This window comes from Massilia frigida, from assembly GCF_011682175.1.
In the GTDB taxonomy this organism is placed as follows: Bacteria; Pseudomonadota; Gammaproteobacteria; order Burkholderiales; family Burkholderiaceae_D; genus Telluria_A; species Telluria_A frigida.
Genome location: NZ_WHJG01000001.1, coordinates 78,922 through 99,633, shown reverse-complemented (window position 1 = coordinate 99,633; position 20,712 = coordinate 78,922). Strand labels below are relative to the sequence as shown.

At 65.6% G+C, this 20,712-nt stretch carries 8 protein-coding genes; 4 read left to right on the top strand and 4 right to left on the bottom strand.

From position 1 onward, the window contains the following. Nucleotide 1 precedes the first annotated feature (1 nt). From F2P44_RS00440 to F2P44_RS00430, 3 genes are all read right to left on the bottom strand, one after another. A complete protein-coding gene (locus F2P44_RS00440) occupies nt 2–1,816 on the bottom strand; it encodes a DUF885 family protein (protein ID WP_167084021.1) in 1,815 nt (604 codons plus the stop codon). Continuing rightward, nucleotides 1,816–2,949 (bottom strand): branched-chain amino acid ABC transporter substrate-binding protein, encoded by a 1,134-nt coding sequence (locus F2P44_RS00435; protein ID WP_167084019.1) that lies wholly within the window; start codon nt 2,947–2,949, stop codon nt 1,816–1,818. Before F2P44_RS00435 ends, F2P44_RS00440 begins: the two co-directional genes overlap by 1 nt. Before the next feature lie 67 nt (nt 2,950–3,016). Then, nucleotides 3,017–3,502 carry an Lrp/AsnC family transcriptional regulator gene (locus F2P44_RS00430; RefSeq protein WP_167084017.1) on the bottom strand — a complete coding sequence of 162 codons (486 nt, stop codon included), beginning with the start codon at nt 3,500–3,502 and terminating at the stop codon, nt 3,017–3,019. A 150-nt stretch (nt 3,503–3,652) separates the two neighbouring features. Between F2P44_RS00430 and F2P44_RS00425 the strand changes: the two genes are divergently transcribed. The 3 genes from F2P44_RS00425 (at nt 3,653) to F2P44_RS35305 (ending at nt 17,827) form a co-directional block, all read left to right on the top strand. After that, complete coding sequence (locus F2P44_RS00425; RefSeq protein ID WP_167084015.1) at nt 3,653–5,752, top strand: aminotransferase class V-fold PLP-dependent enzyme; 2,100 nt, start codon at nt 3,653–3,655, stop codon at nt 5,750–5,752. Nucleotides 5,753–5,989: 237 nt separating this feature from the next. Further along, nucleotides 5,990–14,737, top strand: a complete 8,748-nt coding sequence (locus tag F2P44_RS00420; protein WP_370662613.1) for a glycoside hydrolase family 94 protein — start codon at nt 5,990–5,992, stop codon at nt 14,735–14,737. Between the two features lie 318 nt (nt 14,738–15,055). After that, the gene (locus F2P44_RS35305) at nt 15,056–17,827 is read left to right on the top strand and encodes an Ig-like domain-containing protein (RefSeq protein WP_229423309.1); all 2,772 of its coding nucleotides are present in this window, start codon (nt 15,056–15,058) and stop codon (nt 17,825–17,827) included. A gap of 267 nt (nt 17,828–18,094) precedes the next feature. Here the strand turns inward: F2P44_RS35305 and F2P44_RS00410 are convergent, their stop codons facing one another. After that, nucleotides 18,095–18,673: a TMEM165/GDT1 family protein gene (locus F2P44_RS00410; protein WP_167084013.1), complete on the bottom strand. Its 579-nt coding sequence runs from the start codon at nt 18,671–18,673 to the stop codon at nt 18,095–18,097. 159 nt (nt 18,674–18,832) lie between these two features. Here F2P44_RS00410 and F2P44_RS00405 point away from each other — a divergent pair, with 159 nt between their 5' ends. Further along, a complete protein-coding gene (locus F2P44_RS00405) occupies nt 18,833–20,698 on the top strand; it encodes a M1 family metallopeptidase (protein ID WP_167084011.1) in 1,866 nt (621 codons plus the stop codon). Nucleotides 20,699–20,712: the final 14 nt, after the last annotated feature.

Genomic DNA, 20,712 nt, shown 5'->3' with positions numbered 1-20,712 from the left:
CCTATTTGTAGAAGCGCCAGCCCGCCTTGAAGTCGCGCGCGACCTTCTCGTTCTTCAGGCGCGCGCGTACCAGTTCGATGGGCAGCACGCCGCCTTCGAGAATGCGGTCGTGGTATTCGAGTAGCGTCATGTTGCCGCCGTCGACCAGCTCGCGTTTCAGTTCGCGCAGTTGCAGCGCCCCGACCATGTAGCCGGCCTGGTACAGCGGCGGATAATCGCCGTTGAACGAGCGCCGCACCTCGGCGCGCGCGTTATCCGGCTCGTGGCCGACGCGGGCAATCAGCATCTCGACCGCCTGCTCGGGCGTGACTTTACCCATGTGGAAGCCGAGCGAAAACAGGATGCGCGCCGCCCGGTGATTACGCCAGAACATCATCCCGATCCGGTCTTCCGGCCTGACGGCGAATTTGCGCTCGTACAGCAGCATTTCCCAGTACACGGCCCAGCCTTCGGTGAAGAAGGGCGAATCGAACAGGCGGCGCTGCGGCTGGTAGCGATCCGCCATGAACCCTTGCAGGTGATGGCCTGGAATGAGTTCGTGCTGCACGGTCGCGCGCGAAAAGTGCGGGTTATTGCCGCGCATGGACATCAGCTTTTGCTCGTGCGTCATGTCGGCCGTGGGGTAGGACACCAGGATCGTGTCGCCGCCCAGGAAAAAGGGGTTGATCAGCTGCGCCTCGGGCGAAAGCATGTCCATGCGCCAGCTGCGGCGCGCCACTTCGGGCACCGTCACCAGCTTGTTGGCCGCCATGTAATCGATCGCTTCCTTGGCCAGGCCCAGCACCATGGCCGGCTGTTCGCCCGGCGCCACGTACATGGTCTTGACCTTCTCCATGGCCGCATGCCAGTCGCTGCCGAAACCCATTTCGGCCGACGCCTTGCGCAGTTCGGCCTCGCCCCAGGCCAGCTCCTTTTCGGCCAGCGCCATCAGTTCTTCCGGCGTGTACGGGATCATCTCGCGCCGCAGGGCGCTCATCAACCCTTCGCGCCCGATCGGGTCGCCCGTCACATTGAGCAGCTTGGCCGACGCCTTGCCCACCAGCCGTTCGTTCAGGCTGGCCGCGTAATCGCTCATGGCCTTGTCCAGGTCGGCGTAGGGGCGCTTGACCCACCACGTGAGCTGCGGATCGTAGCCTTCGTAATACGCGTACCAGGCTTTCAGGTCCTTGGCGGTGGCCGCCAGCACCTGCGCCGCGCGGTTGGCCACGCTGCGCGAGGCCATCGGCTTGGGCGCATTGATGTCGGCGCCGGCCAGCAGCGCTTCCTGCGCCTTGCGCACCGCCACCAGCGCCTGCTGCAGCACGGCCGCACTGGCCGCGCCATCCTGCGCCTGCATCACGCGGCGCGCTTCGGCCATGTCGATCAGCGGACGCACGAACGGCGCCAGCGGCTCGGCCTCGGCGAAGCGCTTGCGCTGGGCTGCCAGTTCGCGCAGCTCGAAGTCGATCTGGTTGCGCATCATGACCACGTCGATGCGGTCTTCCACGCCGAAGCTGTCGAACGGCAGGGCGTCGAGGGCGGCGCGCCACTGCTCGAAAAACTCCTGCATCTGGCGCGCGCGCGCGCTGCCGTTGGCCACCGTGTACAGTTTGTCGAGGCTGGCGTAATCGAGCTGGTAGCGCTGGATGAAAGCCGGCATGGCTTGCTGCGCGATGCCGAAGTGCGACAGCGGCGGCGTCAGTGCGGGCGTTGGCGCGGTAGCCGGCGCGGTAGCCGACGCGGTAGCCGGCGCGGTAGCCGGCGCGGTAGCCGACGCGGTAGCCGATGCGAAGGCCGGCGCGGCCAGCGCTGCCGCCAGGATCAGGGAGGCGCGCATCAGTTGGTGGCCAGCGCGAAAGGCGCGCCGTTCTTGAAGGTGTAGATGGTGACGGCCGACTGCTTCATATTGCCGTTCGCATCGTAGGCATAGGTGCCCACCACGCCCTTGTAGCTGCTGGCGCGCATGGCTGCGGCCACCACCGACGGATCGAGCGAATTGGCGGCCTTCATCGACTGCACCATGAACATGGTCTGGTCGTAGAACGCGGCCGCGTACACATCGGGCGCCTGCTTGAAGCGTGCCTTGTAGCGCGTCTGGAAGCCCGGGCCGTCGGCCTGCTTGTCGAGGATCGCACCACCCTGCGCGCACAGCACATTGTCGCCGACCGCATCGCCACCGAGCTTGGCCATTTCGGGGCTGCACAGGGTGTCGCCGCCGAGCAGCTTGACATTCAGGCCGAGCTGGCGCATCTGGCGCGCCATCGGCGCGCCCTGGGGCGCGTAGCCGCCGAAGAAAATCGCATCGATGTTCTTCGATTTGAGCTTGGTGAGGATGGCGGCGAAGTCGCTCGCCTTGTCGGTCGTGAACTCGTGGCCCGCCACCGTGATGCCGGAAGCCTTGGCCTGCTTGACGAATTCGGCGGCGATGCCCTGGCCGAAGGCGGTGCGGTCGTCGATCACGCCGATGGTCTTGAGCTTGAGCTGCTTGGCCGCATAACCGGCCATCGATCCGCCGAGCTGGGTGTCGCTGGCGACGATGCGGAACACGCCCTTGTAGCCGCTCTGCGTCACCTTGGGATTGGTGCCGACGGTCGACATGATCGCGCCGGCGTCGTTGTAGATGCGCGAGGCCGGAATGGCCACGCCGGAGTTGTAGGGGCCGAGCACGAAGTGCACGCCGGCGTCGACCAGTTTTTGCGCCACCGCCACGCCGGCTTTCGGATCGCCCTGGTCATCCTCGGACTTGAGTTCGAACTTGATGGTCTTGCCGCCGATGCTGACTTTTTTGGCGTTCAGTTCTTCCAGCGCGAGGCGCACGCCGTTTTCGTTATCCTTGCCGGCGAAGGCGTTGGCGCCCGAGAGCGGCCCGGTGATGCCGATCTTGACGACCTGCTCCTGCGCCAGCGCGGCCTGGGATGCGAGCAGCAGGGACGCTGCGGCGAAAGCAATACTCTTATTGTTCGATGCCATACGATGTCTCTCCTCTGATCTGGACAGCGGCATCATCGCACGATTCGGCACAATTTTATATGCCGTTTTAGGCAGGAAGACGCTTCAAAATCAGATCGAGCGGCAGCGCCGTGGTGTACTTGATCTGCTCCATCGAGAAGGCCGACGACACGCCGCTCAGGTGCGCCGTCTTGATCAGCTTTTTATAAAAACGGTCGTAACCGCCGATGTCGGTGGTGACGACCTTGAGCAGGTAGTCGACATCGCCGCTCATGCGGTGAAACTCCATCACCTCGGGCAGGGCGATGACGGCGGCGGCGAAGCGGGTCAGCCATTTTTCGTCGTGTTCGGTGGTGCGTATGCTGACGAACACCGTGACCGGCAGCCCGACCTTGTCGCGGTCGATGATGCTCACGCGGCTCTGGATATAGCCTTCTTCCTCCAGCCGCTTGACCCGCTTCCAGCACGGGGTGCTGGACAAGCCGACCTTCTCGCTCAGGGCCGCGATCGACAGGGTGCCATCGGCCTGCAGGGCCGCGAGGATGGCGCAATCATGCTTATCGAGATAACTCATTCTGATTTCCGCTGAAATTTGGTATGAATTTGCTTAATGAGCGCGAATGCCAGCAAATTTTGGCATATTTTCTCACGTTTAAGACGATAACATATCACGCAAGAATGACATTACCGTTTCCCCCTCCTGTTGCCGCTGCCCGGACCTGCCATGCACACTGAAATCTACCTCGACGCCAATGCCACCTCGGCCGTTCATCCGGCCGCCATCGCCGCCGCCGCCCTGGCCATGCGCGACTGCTACGGGAACCCGAGCAGCAGCCATGCCACCGGCCTGAAAGCCAAGGCGATGCTCGACGGCGTGCGCGCACTGGCGCGCCGCGCACTGGGCGCGGGGCAGGGCAGGCTGACGTTTACCAGCGGCGCCACCGAAGGCATCCAGACCGCCGTGCTGTCGGCGCTGTGCGAGCTGCGCGCGCGCCGCGCCAGGGGCGAAGCGACCGGCGACCTGCTGCTGTACGGCGCCACCGAGCACAAGGCGGTGCCCGAAAGCCTGGCGCACTGGAACGCGCTGCTCGGCACCGGACTGGAACTGCGCGCGCTGCCGGTCGATGCCGACGGCCGCCACCGGCTCGACGTGCTGCGCGAGCTGGCGCCGCGCGCGGCGTTTGTCTGCACTATGGCCGCCAACAATGAAAGCGGTGTCATTTCGGACCTGGCCGCCATCGACGCCGTATTGCGCGAGTGCGCGCCCACGGCGCTGTGGATGGTCGACAGCGTGCAGGCGCTCGGCAAGCTCACCCTAAACCTGGCCGCGACCCGCATCGATTACGCGCCGTTCTCGGGCCACAAGCTGTACGCGCCCAAGGGCATCGGCATGCTGTATGTGCGCGAGAGCGCGCCCTACACCGCGCTGATGATGGGCGGCGGGCAGGAAGCCGGCCAGCGCTCCGGTACCGAAAACATGAGCGGCATCGCCGCCCTGGGCGCGGTGCTGGCGGCACTGGACGATGGCGTGAGCTTTCGCAGCCACGCGCAGCTGGTGCACATGCGCGAGCGGCTGGCCGCCGCCTTGCGCGCGGCGCTGCCGGGCATCGTCTTCAATGCGCCGTTCGCACACAGCTTGCCGACCACTCTCAATTTCTCCGTGCCCGGCCTGGCCGGCAAGGAATTGCTCGACCTGTTCGACGCCGCCGGCGTGCGCGTGAGCGCCGGGTCGGCCTGTTCGGCGGCCAAGGCCGCCCCCAGCTACGTGCTGGCGGCGATGGAGCTGGACGCGTGGCGCTGCGCTTCGGCGGTGCGCATGTCGTTCGGGCCGATGGCGGACGACGCCCTGATCGACGCCGCCTGCGAGCGCATCGCCCGCTGCGGCGCTGCCTTGCGCGCCAGCTGCCTGATCCCGTCGGCGGCGCCCGCGCCCGACAGCGACGGCGTGGTGCAACTGGGCTTCGAGGGAGCCAGTACCTGGCTGGTGCTCGACGCGGCCAGCCGCACCTGCGCCATCATCAATCCGCTCGCCGCGCTGGCCGCGCGCATCGCCGACCAGGTGCGCTGCCAGGGCTACCGGGTGCGCGCCGTGATCGATACGCATGGCGGCGCCGGTGGCGGGCGCGCAGCCCTGGTGGCGGCGCTGGGCGGCCAGCTGGCCGGCGGCATCAGCCACGAAGCGCTGGGCTGGCCCGTGCTGGCCGACCAGGCCACGCTCGAAAACGGTGACGTCGCCAGTGCCCTGATGTTCGGCACCCGCGTGCTGGCGCGCGTGGCGCACGCCGATGGCGCCTGCTACCTGTTCGGCGAGCGCTCGGCCGCCGGCCTGGCCGCCGCCGACGTGCGCTTTGCCTTCACCGGCCCGGGCGCGGACATTGAACAACTGGCGCAGCTGGTGTCGCGCCAGGCCATCGTCTGTCCGGCCTGCGAAGCGGGCAACCTGCCGTGCACCACCCTGACGGCCGAATGCGGCGGCGCCACCCCGGCCGCCAACCCCTTGGCGATGCAGCTCGAGGCCCATGGCCTCGAGCGCTTCTTCAACGACCATCCCGACGCGCTGCTGATCGACGTGCGCGAAGCCTACGAGCACGCGGCGGCGTACGCTGGCCACTGGCACGGCCGCACGGTGCACAGCGTGCCCTTGTCGCGCCTGGCCGACCGCCTGTCGGACTGGCTGCGCGCCGAGGAGCGCCCGCTGGTGTTCTTTTGCCGCAGCGGCGGACGCAGCATCAAGGCCGCGCAGTGCCTGCACCGTCTGGGCTACCGCAATGCCTGGCATGTGGCGGGCGGCGTGGCGGGCGGCAGCTTGCCGCTGGCCGCTTGACGGCATTGACGTCGTTCATCGGTTGATGCTTCGTATCATGTGCCATGCTACGAAGTGCAATGTTGCCAGCGGCGTGAGGCCACACTGCCGTGATTGCTTCTGACTGACAACCCTCAAATGTTCGCTGGCGCACAGTCATTTCCATAGCACCGTTATAAGATTGCAACAGCCGTACGACCCGGTCGCAACTCGCTGTCCAGCAGCGTGTTGGCTACTTATGCCCACGCGAGGTCTCTGTTGAATCAAGAAAACACCAAATTAGCGGACACGCTCTATGCCTGGCGCAATGTCCTTGACGGCGAACGACGCGTCGACGATGAATTTCCCCTGCGCTCGGAATTGTTCAGTGCCGCCCAAATGGCGATGCACGGCAAGCATCTTGCCTCCTCCCACCAGCTCAGCGAGCGCGGCGGCCCCGACCGCCTGCTGCCGCGCCTGACCGACAACGCGGCGGTCATCACCGACACGTGCACGGAACTGACGACGGCGATCAAGGCCGGGCGGCAGATTACGCCCGCCTCCGAATGGCTGCTCGATAACTTCTACCTGGTCGAAGAGCAGATCCGCATCGCCCGCCGCCACTTGCCGAAGAATTACTCCAAGGAGTTGCCGCGCCTGGCCAACGAAGATGCCGACGGCAATCCGCGCGTGTACCAGATCGCGCTCGAAATCATTTCGCACGGCGATGGCCGGGTCGATCCCGAAAGCCTGTCGCGCTTCGTCGACGCCTACCAGGAAGTGGCGACGCTCAAACTCGGCGAACTGTGGGCCATCCCGATCATGCTGCGCATCGCGCTGATCGAGAACCTGCGCCGCGTGGCCGCGCGCGTGTACGACAACCGCGTGCAGCGCGACCGCGCCAACACCTGGGCCGACCAGATGAGCGAGACGGCCGAAAAGAATCCGAGCGACCTGATTTTGCTGGTGGCCGACATGGCCCGTTCCGGCCAGCCGATGAACAGCGGCTTTGTCGCCGAACTGGCGCGCCGCCTGCAGGGCCAGAGCCCGGCCCTGACCCTGGCGCTGCAATGGGTGACCACGCGCCTGGCCGACGCCGGCCTGACCATCGAACAGCAGATCCAGGCTGAAATCGGCCAGCAGGCCGCCGACCAGGTCTCGATCAGCAACAGCATCGGCAGCCTGCGCTTCCTCGGCACCATGGACTGGCAAGAGTTCGTCGAGACCATGAGCGCGGTCGAACAGACCTTGCGCCTGGACCCGGCCGGCACCTACGGCAAGATGGATTTCTCCACGCGCGACAATTATCGCCACGTGATCGAAAAGCTGGCCCGGCGTAGCGACTTCACCGAGGTGCAGGTTGCCGAAATCGCGCTCGAACTGGCGCTGGCGAACCGCTCGCCGGCCGCCGGCGGACTCGATGAACGCACCCGCCACATCGGCTACTACCTGGTCGGCAACGGCCAGGCGCAGCTCGAAAAGCGCCTCGCCGTGCGCAATCCGCCGCTCGAAGCGCTCAATAAAAGCGGGCGTGCTGCGCCCCTGTCGACCTACCTGGGCGGCATCGTCGTGCTCACCCTGCTGTTTACCGGCACCGCCATCATCCACGCGCGCGCCGACGGCGTCGACGAGCCGATGCTGGCGCTGCTGGGCGTCTTCGCCCTGCTTGGATCGAGCCAACTGGCGCTGGCGCTGGTCAACTTCATGGCCACCCAGCTCACGCGCCCGCACCCGCTGCCGCGCATGGACTTCAAAGAGGGCGTCTCGACCGACGCGCGCAGCATGGTGGTGGTACCGACCTTGTTGTACAGCCGCGACAACGTGGCCTCCCTGTGCGAAGCGCTGGAAGTGCGCTACCTGGCCAACCGCGATCCGAACCTGCGCTTTTGCCTGCTGACCGATTTCGTCGACGCGCCCAAGCAGCACATGCCGGGCGACGAGGACCTGGTCGAGCAAGCCCGCGCCACCATCGCCGAACTCAATGAGAAATACGGCTGCGATGTCGACGAAGAGATCCTCGGCGCCGACGGCGAGCCGGCCATGTCGCGCTGCCACCTGCAACCGTTCCTGCTGCTGCACCGCCCGCGTGTATGGAGCGCCAGCGAAAACGCCTGGATCGGCTACGAACGCAAACGCGGCAAGCTGGCCGCGCTCAACGCATTCCTGCGCGGCGGCGCGCGCGAGCAGTTCTCCATGGTCGCCGGTGCCACCGACGGCCTGGCCAACGTGCGCTACGTGATCACGCTCGACACCGACACCCAGCTGCCGCGCGACGCCGCGCGCCAGTTCATCGCCACCATGGCGCACCCGCTGAACCGCCCGACGCTCGACAAGGCTGGCAAACGCGTGGTCGAAGGCTACGGCATCCTGCAACCGCGCGTGGCCGCAGCCTTGCCGGGAGACACCGCCTCGCGCTACGAGCACCTGTGCGGCGGCGAACCGGGCATCGACCCGTACACCCGCACCGTCTCCGACGTGTACCAGGATGTGTTCTACGAAGGTTCGTTCGTCGGCAAGGGCATCTACGATGTCGATACCTTCGAGACGGTGCTGGGCCAGCGCCTGCCCGACAACCAGATTCTCAGCCACGACTTGCTGGAAGGCTGCTACCTGCGCGCCGGCTTGCTGAGCGACGCCCAACTGTACGAAGAATACCCGGCGCGCTACAGCGACGACGTGAGCCGGCGCCACCGCTGGATCCGTGGCGACTGGCAGCTGGCCGGCTGGCTGCTGCCGCGCGTGCCTAGTGCGCACGGCAAGCGCGAATCGAATCCCTTGAGCGCGCTGTCGCGCTGGAAGCTGTTCGACAACCTGCGCCGCAGCCTGATCGCCCCCACCCTGACCGCCTTGCTGGTCTTTTGCTGGGCCCTGATGCCAACGCCGCTGTTCTGGACCCTGGGCGTGCTGGCGGTGATCTTCCTGCCGACCTTCTTCAGCGCCATGTTCGACATCATCGAAAAACCGCACGACGTCCTGTGGCGCCAGCATCTGGCGACCGCGTTCAAGAGCGCGCGCCTGATGTTCGGCCACTCGGCGCTGCAGCTGGCCTTTTTGCCGTACGAAGCGTATTTCAGCCTCGACGCCATCGCGCGCGCCTCGTGGCGCATGCTGGTCACGCGCCGCCGCCTGCTGGAATGGCGTCCCTCGAGCCTGAACCGCTCCAGCACCGACATGGAGAGCAACTGGAAGAGCATGTGGATCTCGCCGCTGCTGGCCGTGGCCACCGCCGCCCTGCTCGGCTACTTCCAGCGCGCAGCGCTGCCGATCGCCGCGCCCGTGCTGCTGCTGTGGTTCTTCGCACCGGTGGTCGCATGGTGGATCAGCCTTCCGCAGGCCCGCGCCGCGACCGAGCTATCGTCGCCGCAGACCATGTTCCTCGAATCGCTGGCCCGCAAGACCTGGAGCTTCTTCGAGACCTACGTCACGGCGGAAGACAACTGGCTCGCGCCCGACAACATGCAGGAGCACCCGGTCAAGGTGGTCGCGCACCGCACCTCGCCGACCAATATCGGCATGGCGCTGCTGGCCAACCTGACGGCGTGGGACTTCGGCTTCATCACCACCGGTCGCCTGCTCAAGCGCACCCGCGACACGCTCAACACCATGGCGCGCATGGAGCGCCACCAGGGCCACTTCTATAACTGGTACGACACGCTGACCTTGAATCCGCTGCACCCGATGTATATTTCGGCGGTCGACAGCGGCAACCTGGCCGGCCACCTGCTCACGCTGGCGCCGGGCCTGACCCAGCTGGCCGACCAGCCCATCGTCGGCAAGCAGACCCTGGCCGGCATTGCCATCACCCTGAACGTGGTGCAGGAACACGCCGTCGATGCCGGAGCGGCCGTCAAGGCCGCCATCGACACCATGCGCAGCCACCTGTCGACCGACCGTGTGCGCGAAACCGAAAGCCTGCCCGGCATGGCCGCCGAACTGGCGCGCCTGGCCGGCTGCGCCGACGCGATCCTGGCCGCCATGCATCCGGTGGGCGAACCGAACCTGCAAGGCTGGGCCGACAAGCTCGCCGAGCAGTGCCACGGCGCGCGCGACGAACTGCTGCAACTGGCGCCGTGGATGCGCGCGGCCCAGGAGTACGTGGTCGACACCAGCCTGACGCGCATTCCGACCCTGCGCGAACTGGCCAACTTCGCCCTCACCGGCAGTGCCAGCACCGACCTCGCCCCGAGCGAGCGCGAACGCCAGCAAACCCTGACCGACCTGGTGGCCCAGGGCAGCACCCGCGCCGCCCAGCGCATCGAAGACATCAACCGCATGGCGGCCGAGGCGCGCGAGTTCGCGAACATGGACTTCCGCTTCATGTACAACACCACCACCAACCTGCTGGCGATCGGCTACAACGTGTCCGACCGCCGCCTGGACGCGGCCTGCTACGACTTGCTGGCGTCGGAAGTGCGCCTGTGCAGCTTCGTCGGCATCGCGCAGGGCCAGTTCCCGCAAGAGCACTGGTTCGCGCTGGGACGCCAGCTGTGCATCATCGGCAACGAGCAGCTGCTGCTGTCGTGGAGCGGCTCGATGTTCGAGTACCTGATGCCGCTGCTGGTCATGCCGACCTACCAGAACACGCTGCTCGACCAGACCTATCACTCGGTCGTCAACGCGCAGATCGAGTACGGCAAGCAGCGCGACGTGCCGTGGGGGATTTCCGAATCCGGCTACAACACCGTCGACGCCAGCCTCAATTACCAGTACCGCGCCTTCGGCGTGCCGGGCACGGGCCTGAAACGCGGCCTGGCCGACGACCTGGTGATCGCTCCGTACGCCACCATGATGGGTTTGATGGTAAGCCCGGACGCCGCCGTGGAAAACCTGCAGCGCATGGCCGACCTGGGCTTCATGGGCAAGCATGGCTTCTACGAAGCGATCGACTACACCGCTGCGCGCCTGCCGCGCGGCCAGACCTTTGCCGTGATCCGCTCCTTCATGGCGCACCACCAGGGCATGGGCTTCCTGGCCTTGAGCTACCTGCTGCACGACCGTCCGATGCAGCGCCGCTTCGAGTCCGACCCGCTGTTCCAGGCCACCTTGCTGGTGCTCCAGGAACGCGTGCCGCGCGCCGGCGCGTTTTACTCCAACACCGCCGAACTGGCGGTCATGCGCGCCCCGGCGCAGGAAGTGTCGACCGCCGCCACCCGCATCATCACCCAGACCACCACGGTGCAGCCGGAAGTGCAGTTGCTCTCGAATGGACGCTACCACGTGATGGTCACCAGCGCCGGCGGCAGCTACAGCCGCTGGAAAGACCTGGCCGTGACACGCTGGCGCGAAGATGGCACCTCCGACAACTGGGGTAACTTCTGCTACGTGCGCGACGTCGACAGCGGCCATTTCTGGTCGACCGCCTTCCAGCCAACGCTGGTCGAACCGAAGTCGTATGAAGTCATCTTCTCGGAAGGGCGCGCCGAATTCCGCCGCCACGACCGGGGCCTGGACCTGTACACCGAAATCGTGGTGTCGCCGGAAGACGACATCGAACTGCGGCGCACCCGCATCACCAACAAATCGAACGTCAAGCGCACCATCGAGTTCACCAGCTACGCCGAAGTGGTGATGGCGCCGGCCGCTGCCGACAATGCGCACCCGGCGTTCAGCAAACTGTTCGTGCAGACCGAAATCCTGCGCAACGAAAATGCCATCCTGTGCACGCGCCGTCCGCGCGCCAAGGACGAGCAGATGCCATGGATGCTGAACCTGATGACGGTGCACGACGGCTTGCTGGTGGACGTCTCGTACGAAACGAGCCGCAGCGAATTCCTCGGCCGCGCCAACAGCACGGTCGCCCCGCGCGCCATGCTCGAACCGCAGCCGCTGGGCGGCAGCGAAGGCTCGGTGCTCGATCCGGTGGTCGCAATCCGCTACAAGGTCACCCTCGAACCAGACCAGGTGGTGGTGCTCGATGTCGTCACCGGCATGACCGACACGCGCGAGCAGGCCGTGCACCTGATCGACAAATACCAGGACCGCCACCTGGCCGACCGTGTATTCGAACTGGCATGGACCCACAGCCAGGTCGTGCTGCGCCAGCTGAACGCCACCGAATCGGACGCGCAGCTCTACAGCCGCCTGGCCAGCACCGTGATCTACCCGAATGCCTCGCTGCGGGCCGACGCCGGCATCTTGATTCGCAACCAGCGCGGCCAGTCCGGGCTGTGGGCGTATGCGATTTCGGGCGACCTGCCGATCGTGCTGATGCAGATCAAGGACCCGGCCAACATCGACCTGGCGCGCCAGATGGTGCAGGCGCACGCCTACTGGCGCCTCAAGGGCCTGGTGGTCGACCTGGTCATCTGGTACGAAGACCAGTCGGGTTACCGCCAGCTGCTGCACGACCAGATCATGGGCCTGATCGCCTCCGGCATCGACGCGCAAGCGATCGACCGTCCGGGCGGCATCTTCGTGCGCCTGCTCGACCAGATCGCGCAGGAAGACCGGGTGCTGATGCAATCGGTGGCGCGCGCCATCATTTCCGACAGCCGCGGCACCCTGGCCGACCAGGTCAAGCGCGCCGTTCCGGTGGCGCCGAAACTGCCGCCGCTGGTGGTCGAAGCGCGCGCCGAGGAATATCAGCCAGGCGCCGGAATTCCTGTTGAAGCGCGCGACCTGATCCTGCACAACGGGCTGGGAGGCTTCAGCGCGGACGGCACCGAATACGTTATCCGCACCGATGGCCAGAACCGCACGCCGGCGCCGTGGTCCAACGTGCTGGCCAACCCGAACTTCGGCAGCGTGGTGTCGGAGAGCGGCCAGGCTTACACCTGGAGCGAAAACGCGCACGAGTTCCGGCTCACGCCATGGGCCAACGACCCGGTGTCGGACAGCAGCGGCGAGTCGTTCTACATCCGCGACGAGCAGACCGGCCGCTTCTGGTCGCCGACCGCGCTGCCGGTGCGCGCGGCCGGTGAGTACATCACGCGCCACGGCTTCGGCTACAGCGTGTTCGAGCACAGCGAAGAGGGCATTCACACCGAACTGTCCACTTTCGTGGCGTTAGATGCCTCGATCAAGTACTCGGTCATCAAGATCCGCAACGACAGCACCGTGCCGCGCCGCCTGTCGGCCACCGGCTACGTGGAGTGGGTGCTGGGCGACCTGCGCGCCAAGTCGGCCATGCACGTCACCACCGAGCAGGACCCGATGAGTGGCGCGATCTTCGCGCGCAACGCCTACAACACCGAGTTCACCGGCCGCGTGGGATTCTTCCACGTCGACGCGCAGCAGAAAACGTTTACCGCCGACCGCAATGAATTCATCGGCCGCAACCGCACGCTGGCCAGTCCGGCGGCGATGGGACGCGCGCGTCTGTCCGGCAAGATCGGCGCCGCGCTCGATCCGTGCGCCGCGCTGCAGGTGATGGTGGAACTGCAGCCGGGCCAGGAACGTGAACTGGTGTTCATGCTGGGCGTGGGTGGCCGCCGCAATGCGGACGCCAGCGGCCTGGTTCAGAAATACAGCGGCAGCGTGGCCGCGGCGGCGTCGCTGGCGATGGTGCGCAAGCACTGGGACCACACGCTCGGTGCGATCCAGGTGCAAACCCCCGATCCGTCGCTCGACGTGATCGCCAACGGCTGGCTGATGTACCAGACCATCGCCTGCCGCCTGTGGGCGCGCAGCGGCTACTACCAGTCCGGCGGCGCCTTTGGCTTCCGCGACCAGCTGCAAGATGCCATGTCGATGATCCACACCGAGCCGCACCTGCTGCGCGAGCACCTGCTGATGTGCGCGGCCCACCAGTTCGTGGAAGGCGACGTGCAGCACTGGTGGCATCCGCCATCGGACCGCGGCGTGCGCACCCATTGTTCGGACGACTATCTGTGGCTGCCGCTGGCGGCGCACCGCTACGTCATCGGCACGGGCGACCGCAGCGTGCTGACCGAGCCGGCACCGTTCCTGGAAGGGCGCATGCTCAAGCCCGAGGAAGAGTCCTACTACGACATGCCCGGGCGTTCCAGCCAGACCGGCGACCTGTACGAGCACTGCGTGCGCGCCATCAAGCGCGGCCTGCGCTTCGGCGAACATGGCTTGCCGCTGATCGGCACCTGCGACTGGAACGACGGCATGGACCGGGTCGGCAACGAAGGCAAGGGCGAGAGCGTGTGGCTGGCCTTCTTCCTGTACGAAGTGCTGCAACGCTTCGCCGAAGTGGCGGTGGTGTACGGCGACCCCGCGTTTGCGGAAACCTGCAAGCGCGAGGCGGCCACGCTGGCGGCCAACGTGGAAGCGCATGCCTGGGACGGCCAGTGGTACCGCCGCGCCTATTTCGACGATGGCACGCCACTGGGATCGCACACCAACGACGAATGCCAGATCGATTCGATCTCGCAGAGCTGGGGCGTGATTTCGGGCGCGGCCAATCCGCAGCGCACGGCGTCGGCCATGAAAGCGGTCGACGAGCGCCTGGTGCGGCGCGACTATGGCCTGGTGCAGCTGCTCGATCCGCCGTTCGACGATGGCGTGCTCAATCCGGGCTACATCCGCGGCTATGTGCCGGGGGTGCGCGAGAACGGCGGGCAGTACACGCACGCCGCGATCTGGACCGCGATGGCGTTCGCCAAGATGGGCGATACCGAGCGCGCCTGGGAGCTGCTGCGCATGATCAATCCGGTGCAGCATGGCAGTACTCCGGAAAGCGCGGCCCTGTACAAGGTCGAGCCGTATGTGGTGGCCGCCGACGTGTACGCGGTCGCGCCGCACATCGGCCGGGGCGGCTGGAGCTGGTACACCGGTTCGTCGGGCTGGATGTATCGCCTGATCGTCGAGTCGCTGCTGGGCGTGAGCCTGGCCGGCGACAAGCTGACCATGACCCCGCACCTGCCGGCCGACTGGCCGGGCTTCAAGCTGCAGTACCGCTATCGCGAGACGGTGTATGCGATTTCGGTGCAGGCCGCCGACGCCGATGCGATGACGGTCGATAGCGTGCCGCAGCCGATGAACGTGATCCAGATGGTCGATGACGGCCGCCCGCACAAGGTGGAACTGCGGGTGCGCCGCCAGTCGTCAGCCCCGGCTTGAACAGCGCCGATTCCCGCGCGCGGCTCCGGCCCCGCGCGGGATTTTTGTCCTAAATTAGACATTTTCGTGTTTCATACAACAAATGTTTAATTTAGTTTTCCACAGGCGCGCCGCGCTGCTCCACGGCAACAAATCCCATTCTCCCTGCTAAGGACGCTTACGGTGTATTGACTGTAGGAAAAATACGTGTTGATTCACGTAACAAAATACCACTTCTGCAAATAAATTATTTCAAAATGTAAATACTCTGTCATGTTTACGTCATGCATAGTTGCGAGACTTCATTTGTCTGTAACTATCAACGTAAACGGGATTCCCATGCGCCACCTCACGACATTCAAGCTGTTTCGCCCGCTCGCCATCGCCCTGGCGCTTTCCGCCAGCCACGCCGTCATGGCATCCGAAGCGGACCACCAGGAGTTTGAAGCGACCCTGCATGTGCCGTATGCCAGCTCGACCCAGGCGCGCGTGTTTACCCTGGCCTTCGAGTATCCGCACGTCGAGCGCTTGCAGGAAGTGAGCTGGAAGGTGGAGCTGGTCAGCCCGTCCGGCCAGGTGGTCCAGCGCTGGCATGGCGTGCAGCGCATGTTCCAGAAACCGGTCGAGGTCAAGGTGCGCTGGGCCGGCCGGGCCGGCTTGGCCGACGGGGTCTACCAGGTGCGCATGCAGGCCGTCTCCAACGATGCCGCCGAGCGCGGCCGCGAGCCGGATCTGTCGGAAGAATCGGTCGACCGCCTGCTGGCGGCCGGTGCCGGCGAGCTGGTCGAGCAAAGCTGGGACCTGGCGCTGGGCAAGACCGCCAAGCCGGCCATGCCCGCCTTCCGCGCCCTGCAGACCAACAAGGCCGAGAGCCGGGTTGAGAGCCGCGCCGACAGCAAGGCCGACAGAAGGTCAGGCGAGCTGTCCTCGGTGCAAATGGCCGCGCCGGCGCCGGGCGCGCTGCCGTACACCATTTACTTCGCCAATCTGCACAGCCAGACCAACCACAGCGATGGTGGTGGCACGCTCGGCAGCTGCTCCGGTGCCCAGGCGCCGCAAAGCGCCGCCCACGGCCCGGCCGAGGCCTACGCCTACGCCCGCAACAAGGGCCTGGACATCCTCATGACGTCCGAGCACAACCACATGTACGACGGCTCGGACGGCACCGACACCTCGGCCAGCCCGGCCACCGCCAAGGCCCTGTTCAAGTCGGGCCTGACTGCGGCTGCCGACTTCAATGCCGCCAACCCCGACTTCCTGGGCGTGTACGGTCTCGAATGGGGCGTCATCAACAACGGCGGCCACTTGAACATCTTCAACACGCCGGAACTGCTGGAGTGGGAGCTCAACAGCAGCGGCCAGGTGATCGGCGACACGCTCACGCCCAAGGGCGACTACAGCGGCCTGTACACCCTGATGCGCCAGCGCGGCTGGGTCGGCCAGTTCAACCATCCATCGTCGAGCGGGCAATTCCTGGTCGGTGGCGTGCCGCTCGGCTACACCGCCGACGGCGACCAGGCCATGGCGCTGTGCGAAGTGCTCAACACTGCGGCGTTCTCGAACAACACCACCGAAACGGAAACCGGCCGCAGCAGCTTTGAAGGCGCTTGCAACAAGGCACTCGAAGCAGGCTTTCACGTTGCGTTTGCCACCAACCAGGATAATCACTGCGCCAACTGGGGCGCTTCCTACACCAACCGCACTGGCGTACTGATTCCCAACGGCACGCCGCTGACGCAAGCCAGTTTCATCGAGGCACTCAAGGCGCGCCGCGTGTTCGCCACGATGGACAAGAGCTCGCAACTGGTGCTCACTGCCAACGGCCGCGTCATGGGCGAGCGTTTCAGCAACAGCGGCCCGCTCAACCTGATCGCCAACTTCGCCAGCACCAGCGGCAAGACGGTATCGACGGTGTCCATCGTCGAAGGCGTACCGGGGCGCAAGGGCACGGTCAGCCAGCTGTCCGGTACCGCGAACACCACCGTCACCCCGTCCGTTGGCGAGCATTTTTACTATGCCAAGCTGACCCAGGACGACGGCAAGATCTTGTGGTCGGCACCGATCTGGGTGACCCAGACCGATGGCGGCGGCGACACCACGGCCCCGCGCGTGACGGCGGGCGAATCCGGTGGCAGCGGCATCATCAGCGTCAGCGCCAATGCCAGCGACGACGTGGGCGTGACCCGGGTCGAGTTCTACGTCGACAGCCAGCTCAAGGCGACCAGCGGCGCGGCGCCGTTCAGTGCCACGATCGACTCGACCACCCTGAGCAATGGCAGCCACAGCCTGGTGGCCAAGGCTTACGATGCCGCCGGCAATGCCGGTACCTCGGCCGCGGTGACGTTCAGCGTGAATAACGCCAGCGGTGGCGACACTACGCCGCCGGTGGTCAGTGCCAGCGCGAGCGGCAGCAGCGGCACCATCGGCCTGGCGGCGACGGCGAGCGACAATGGTGGCATCAACCGGGTCGAGTTCTATGTCGACAACGTTCTCAAGGGAACGGATACGACGTCACCGTATTCGCTCAGCCTGAACTCGGCGACCCTGAGCAACGGCAGCCACCAGTTGACGGCCAAGGCCTTCGATGTGGCGCTCAACAGCGCGGTCTCGGCGCCGCTCAGTTTCAGCGTGAGCAATGCCGGCGCGGCGCAGCAACTGCTATTAAATAGTGGCTTCGAGTCGGGAGCGAGTGCGTGGGTGGCCACCAGCGGCGTGATTACCTCGTCGGGGCAGGCGGCGCATGGCGGTAGCTGGAAGGCTGCGCTCAATGGCGCGGGCTCGGCCAATACCGACAGCGTGTACCAGCAGGTGACGATCCCATCGACGGCGACGAGTGCGAACCTGGCGTTCTGGCTGAAAGTGGTATCGAGCGAAACGACGACCACGAATGCCTACGACAAGCTCAAGGTACAGGTACGCAGCGGCAGCAATGCGGTGCTGGCGACCTTGGCCACGTACTCCAACCTGAACAAGGGTAGCAGCTACGTGCAAAAGACGTTCGACCTGTCGGCCTACAAAGGGCAGACGGTGCGGATCTACTTTGAAGGCGTGGAAGGCTCGATGGTCCCCACCGCCTTCCTCATCGACGACGTGACCCTCACGGCCCAATAACTAAACGCAACAATTTCCTAACCGGGGTCAGAGCTCTGACTCGCAACTTTTTTTGTTGTAAAAACGGCGGCCGGCGAGCGGGGGGGCAAACCCGGTTCGACGGGCGCCGTTTTTACAACAAAACGTCGTCTTGATAACAGCACTGGAACAATCGTCATCAAAACTGCACGACTGCAGACTGTCGCCGGCGCGCCCGGCCGCCGGTTTTGTAATGTTTCACTTTAGAGCTCTGACCCCGGTTGTGGGAATTGTGGGGCTGTCTTAGGACTAAAAGCCGAAGCGGGCGCCGGCGCCGAGGAGGGCGGCGACGCCGAGCACGGCAAAAATGGCGGCGGCGATGCCGTGCACCAGTTTCAACGGTACTTTGTTGGCAATCCGCTCGCCGAAATACACCGCCGGCACGTTCGCCAGCATCATCCCGAAGGTGGTGCCGGCCACCACCGCCAGCATCGAGTCGTAACGCGCCGCCAGCGCCACCGTGGCGATCTGGGTCTTGTCGCCCATCTCGGCCAGGAAGAAGGCAATCAGGGTGGTCAGGAAAACCCCGTAACGCCCCATGCCCGGCTGGTCGTCGTCATCGAGCTGGTCCGGCACCATGGTCCACGCGGCCATCGCCAGGAACGACACCCCCAGCACCCAGCGCATCACATCCGGTCCCAGCAGAGCGCTGATCGAGGCCCCCACCGCCGCCGCAAACGCATGGTTGGCGATGGTCGCCACCAAAATCCCCAGCACGATCGGCACCGGCCGCCGGAATTTGGCCGCCAGCAGAAACGCCAGCAACTGCGTCTTGTCGCCGATTTCGGCGAGGGCGACGATGCCCGTTGAGACGAGAAAGGCGTCCATACTGTGCGATCCGATGCGGAAAGCGCGGATCATAGCAGAGCCGCCGCTGTGGCTGCGCGCGCCAGCGCGCCGTCAATACGCGCCTGCGCGCTTTCGTCCGGCCAGCGGAAGTGCTATTCTGCCTGCGCCAATTCACACGCCACCGAACCCGGAAAGACCATGAAGACATCGACCCTCCTGCGCGCCGCCGCCTGCGCCCTGTTCGCCCAATTGAGCGCCCACGCGTACGCCCTCGACCCTCTCAGCTACGCGCGCTACGACCAGGTAAAAACCAGCGCCGTACACATGGACCTGAAGGCCGATTTCGCGAAGAAGACCTTGTCCGGGCACGCCGAACTGACGCTCAACTGGCTCGATAAGTCGGCCCGCATCCTCGATCTCGACACGCGCGCGCTGACCATCTCGAAGGTGCAGGCGCAGGTCGCCGACGGCAAATGGGTCACCGTGCGCCACACGCTCGACAAGGCGGATGCTGAAAAAGGCCAGGCCATGCACATCGACCTGGCCGCGCTGCCGGCGCAGCCGCAGAAGGTGCGCATCTATTACCACACCTCCCCGAAGTCGACCGCGCTGCAGTGGCTCGCGCCGGTGCAGACCATGTCGGGCAAGCGCCCGTTCATGTTCAGCCAGTCCCAAACCATCGAGGCGCGTTCCTGGGTGCCGCTGCAGGATACGCCGGCCGTGCGCTTTACCTACAGCGCGCACATCGAAGCGCCCAAGGACCTGCGCGTGGTCATGAGCGCCGATAACGATCTCAATGCCACCGGCAAGGGCGGCTGGGACTTCAAGATGCCGCAGCCGATTCCCTCCTACCTGCTGGCCATCGGCATCGGCGAGATCGACGTGCGCGCACTCGGTTCGCGCACCGGCGTCTACGCCGAGCCAAAGCGCATCGGCGCGGCTGCCTATGAATTCGTCGATACCGAAAAAATGGTCGCCGCTGCCGAATCCCTGTTCGGTCCTTATCGCTGGGGGCGTTACGACATGCTGGTGCTGCCGCCATCGTTCCCCATCGGCGGCATGGAAAACCCGCGCCTGACTTTCCTCACGCCGACCATGATCGCGGGCGACCGCAGCCTGGTGGACCTGATCGCGCATGAACTGGCGCACAGCTGGTCGGGCAACCTGGTCACCAACGCGTCGTGGAAGCACTGGTGGCTCAACGAGGGCTTCACCACCTACGTCACCACCCGCATCCTGGAGTCGCTGTACGGCCCCGAAGTGGCGGACATGAACCTGCAGCTGGAGCAGGAAGAAGCCATCGCTTCGCTGGCCACGATCCCGGCCGCCAAGCAGGCCTTGCTGACCAAGGATCCGGACACCTCGTCGGCCAACTACACCGATGAAGGCCTGGCTTACCCGAAAGGCGCGTGGTTCCTGCGCACCCTGGAGCAGCGCGCCGGCCGTGCGGTGTTCGATCCCTTCCTGCGCGGCTGGTTCGACCAGCATGCGTTCCAGAGCGTGACCACCGGGCAGTTCGTCGATTACCTGCGCAAGAACCTGCTGGCGCAGCATCCGAAGGTGCTGAGCGAGGCCGAACTGGAAGAGTGGCTGCACGGCGCCGGCATCCCGGCCGGCGCGAAACGCGTGGTCTCGACCCGCCTGGCCGCGCTCGACGCGACCCGCGCCAGCTGGCTGTCGGGCGCCACCCCCACCGCGAAGCTCGATACCAAAAAATGGAATGCCACCGAGTGGATGAAGTTCCTGAACGATATCGACAACAAGGCGACCGCCGCCCAGCTCAAGGAACTCGACCAGACCTTCGGCCTGGCCAAGAGCACCAATAACGAAGTCGCTTTCCGCTTCTACCGCGCCGCCATCAACGCCGGTTACAGCGAGGTGCGCGCACCGCTCGAAGCTTTTCTCATGAGCGTCGGCCGCCAGAAGTTCGTGCTGCCGCTGTACGCCGCACTGCGCGCCAAGCCGGCCGACAAGGTCTTCGCGGAGTCGGTCTACAAGAAGGCGCGCGAACGCTATCACCCGGCCACCCAGACCAGCGTCGATAAAAAAATGGCTGGCAAATAAAAGGACCGACACGT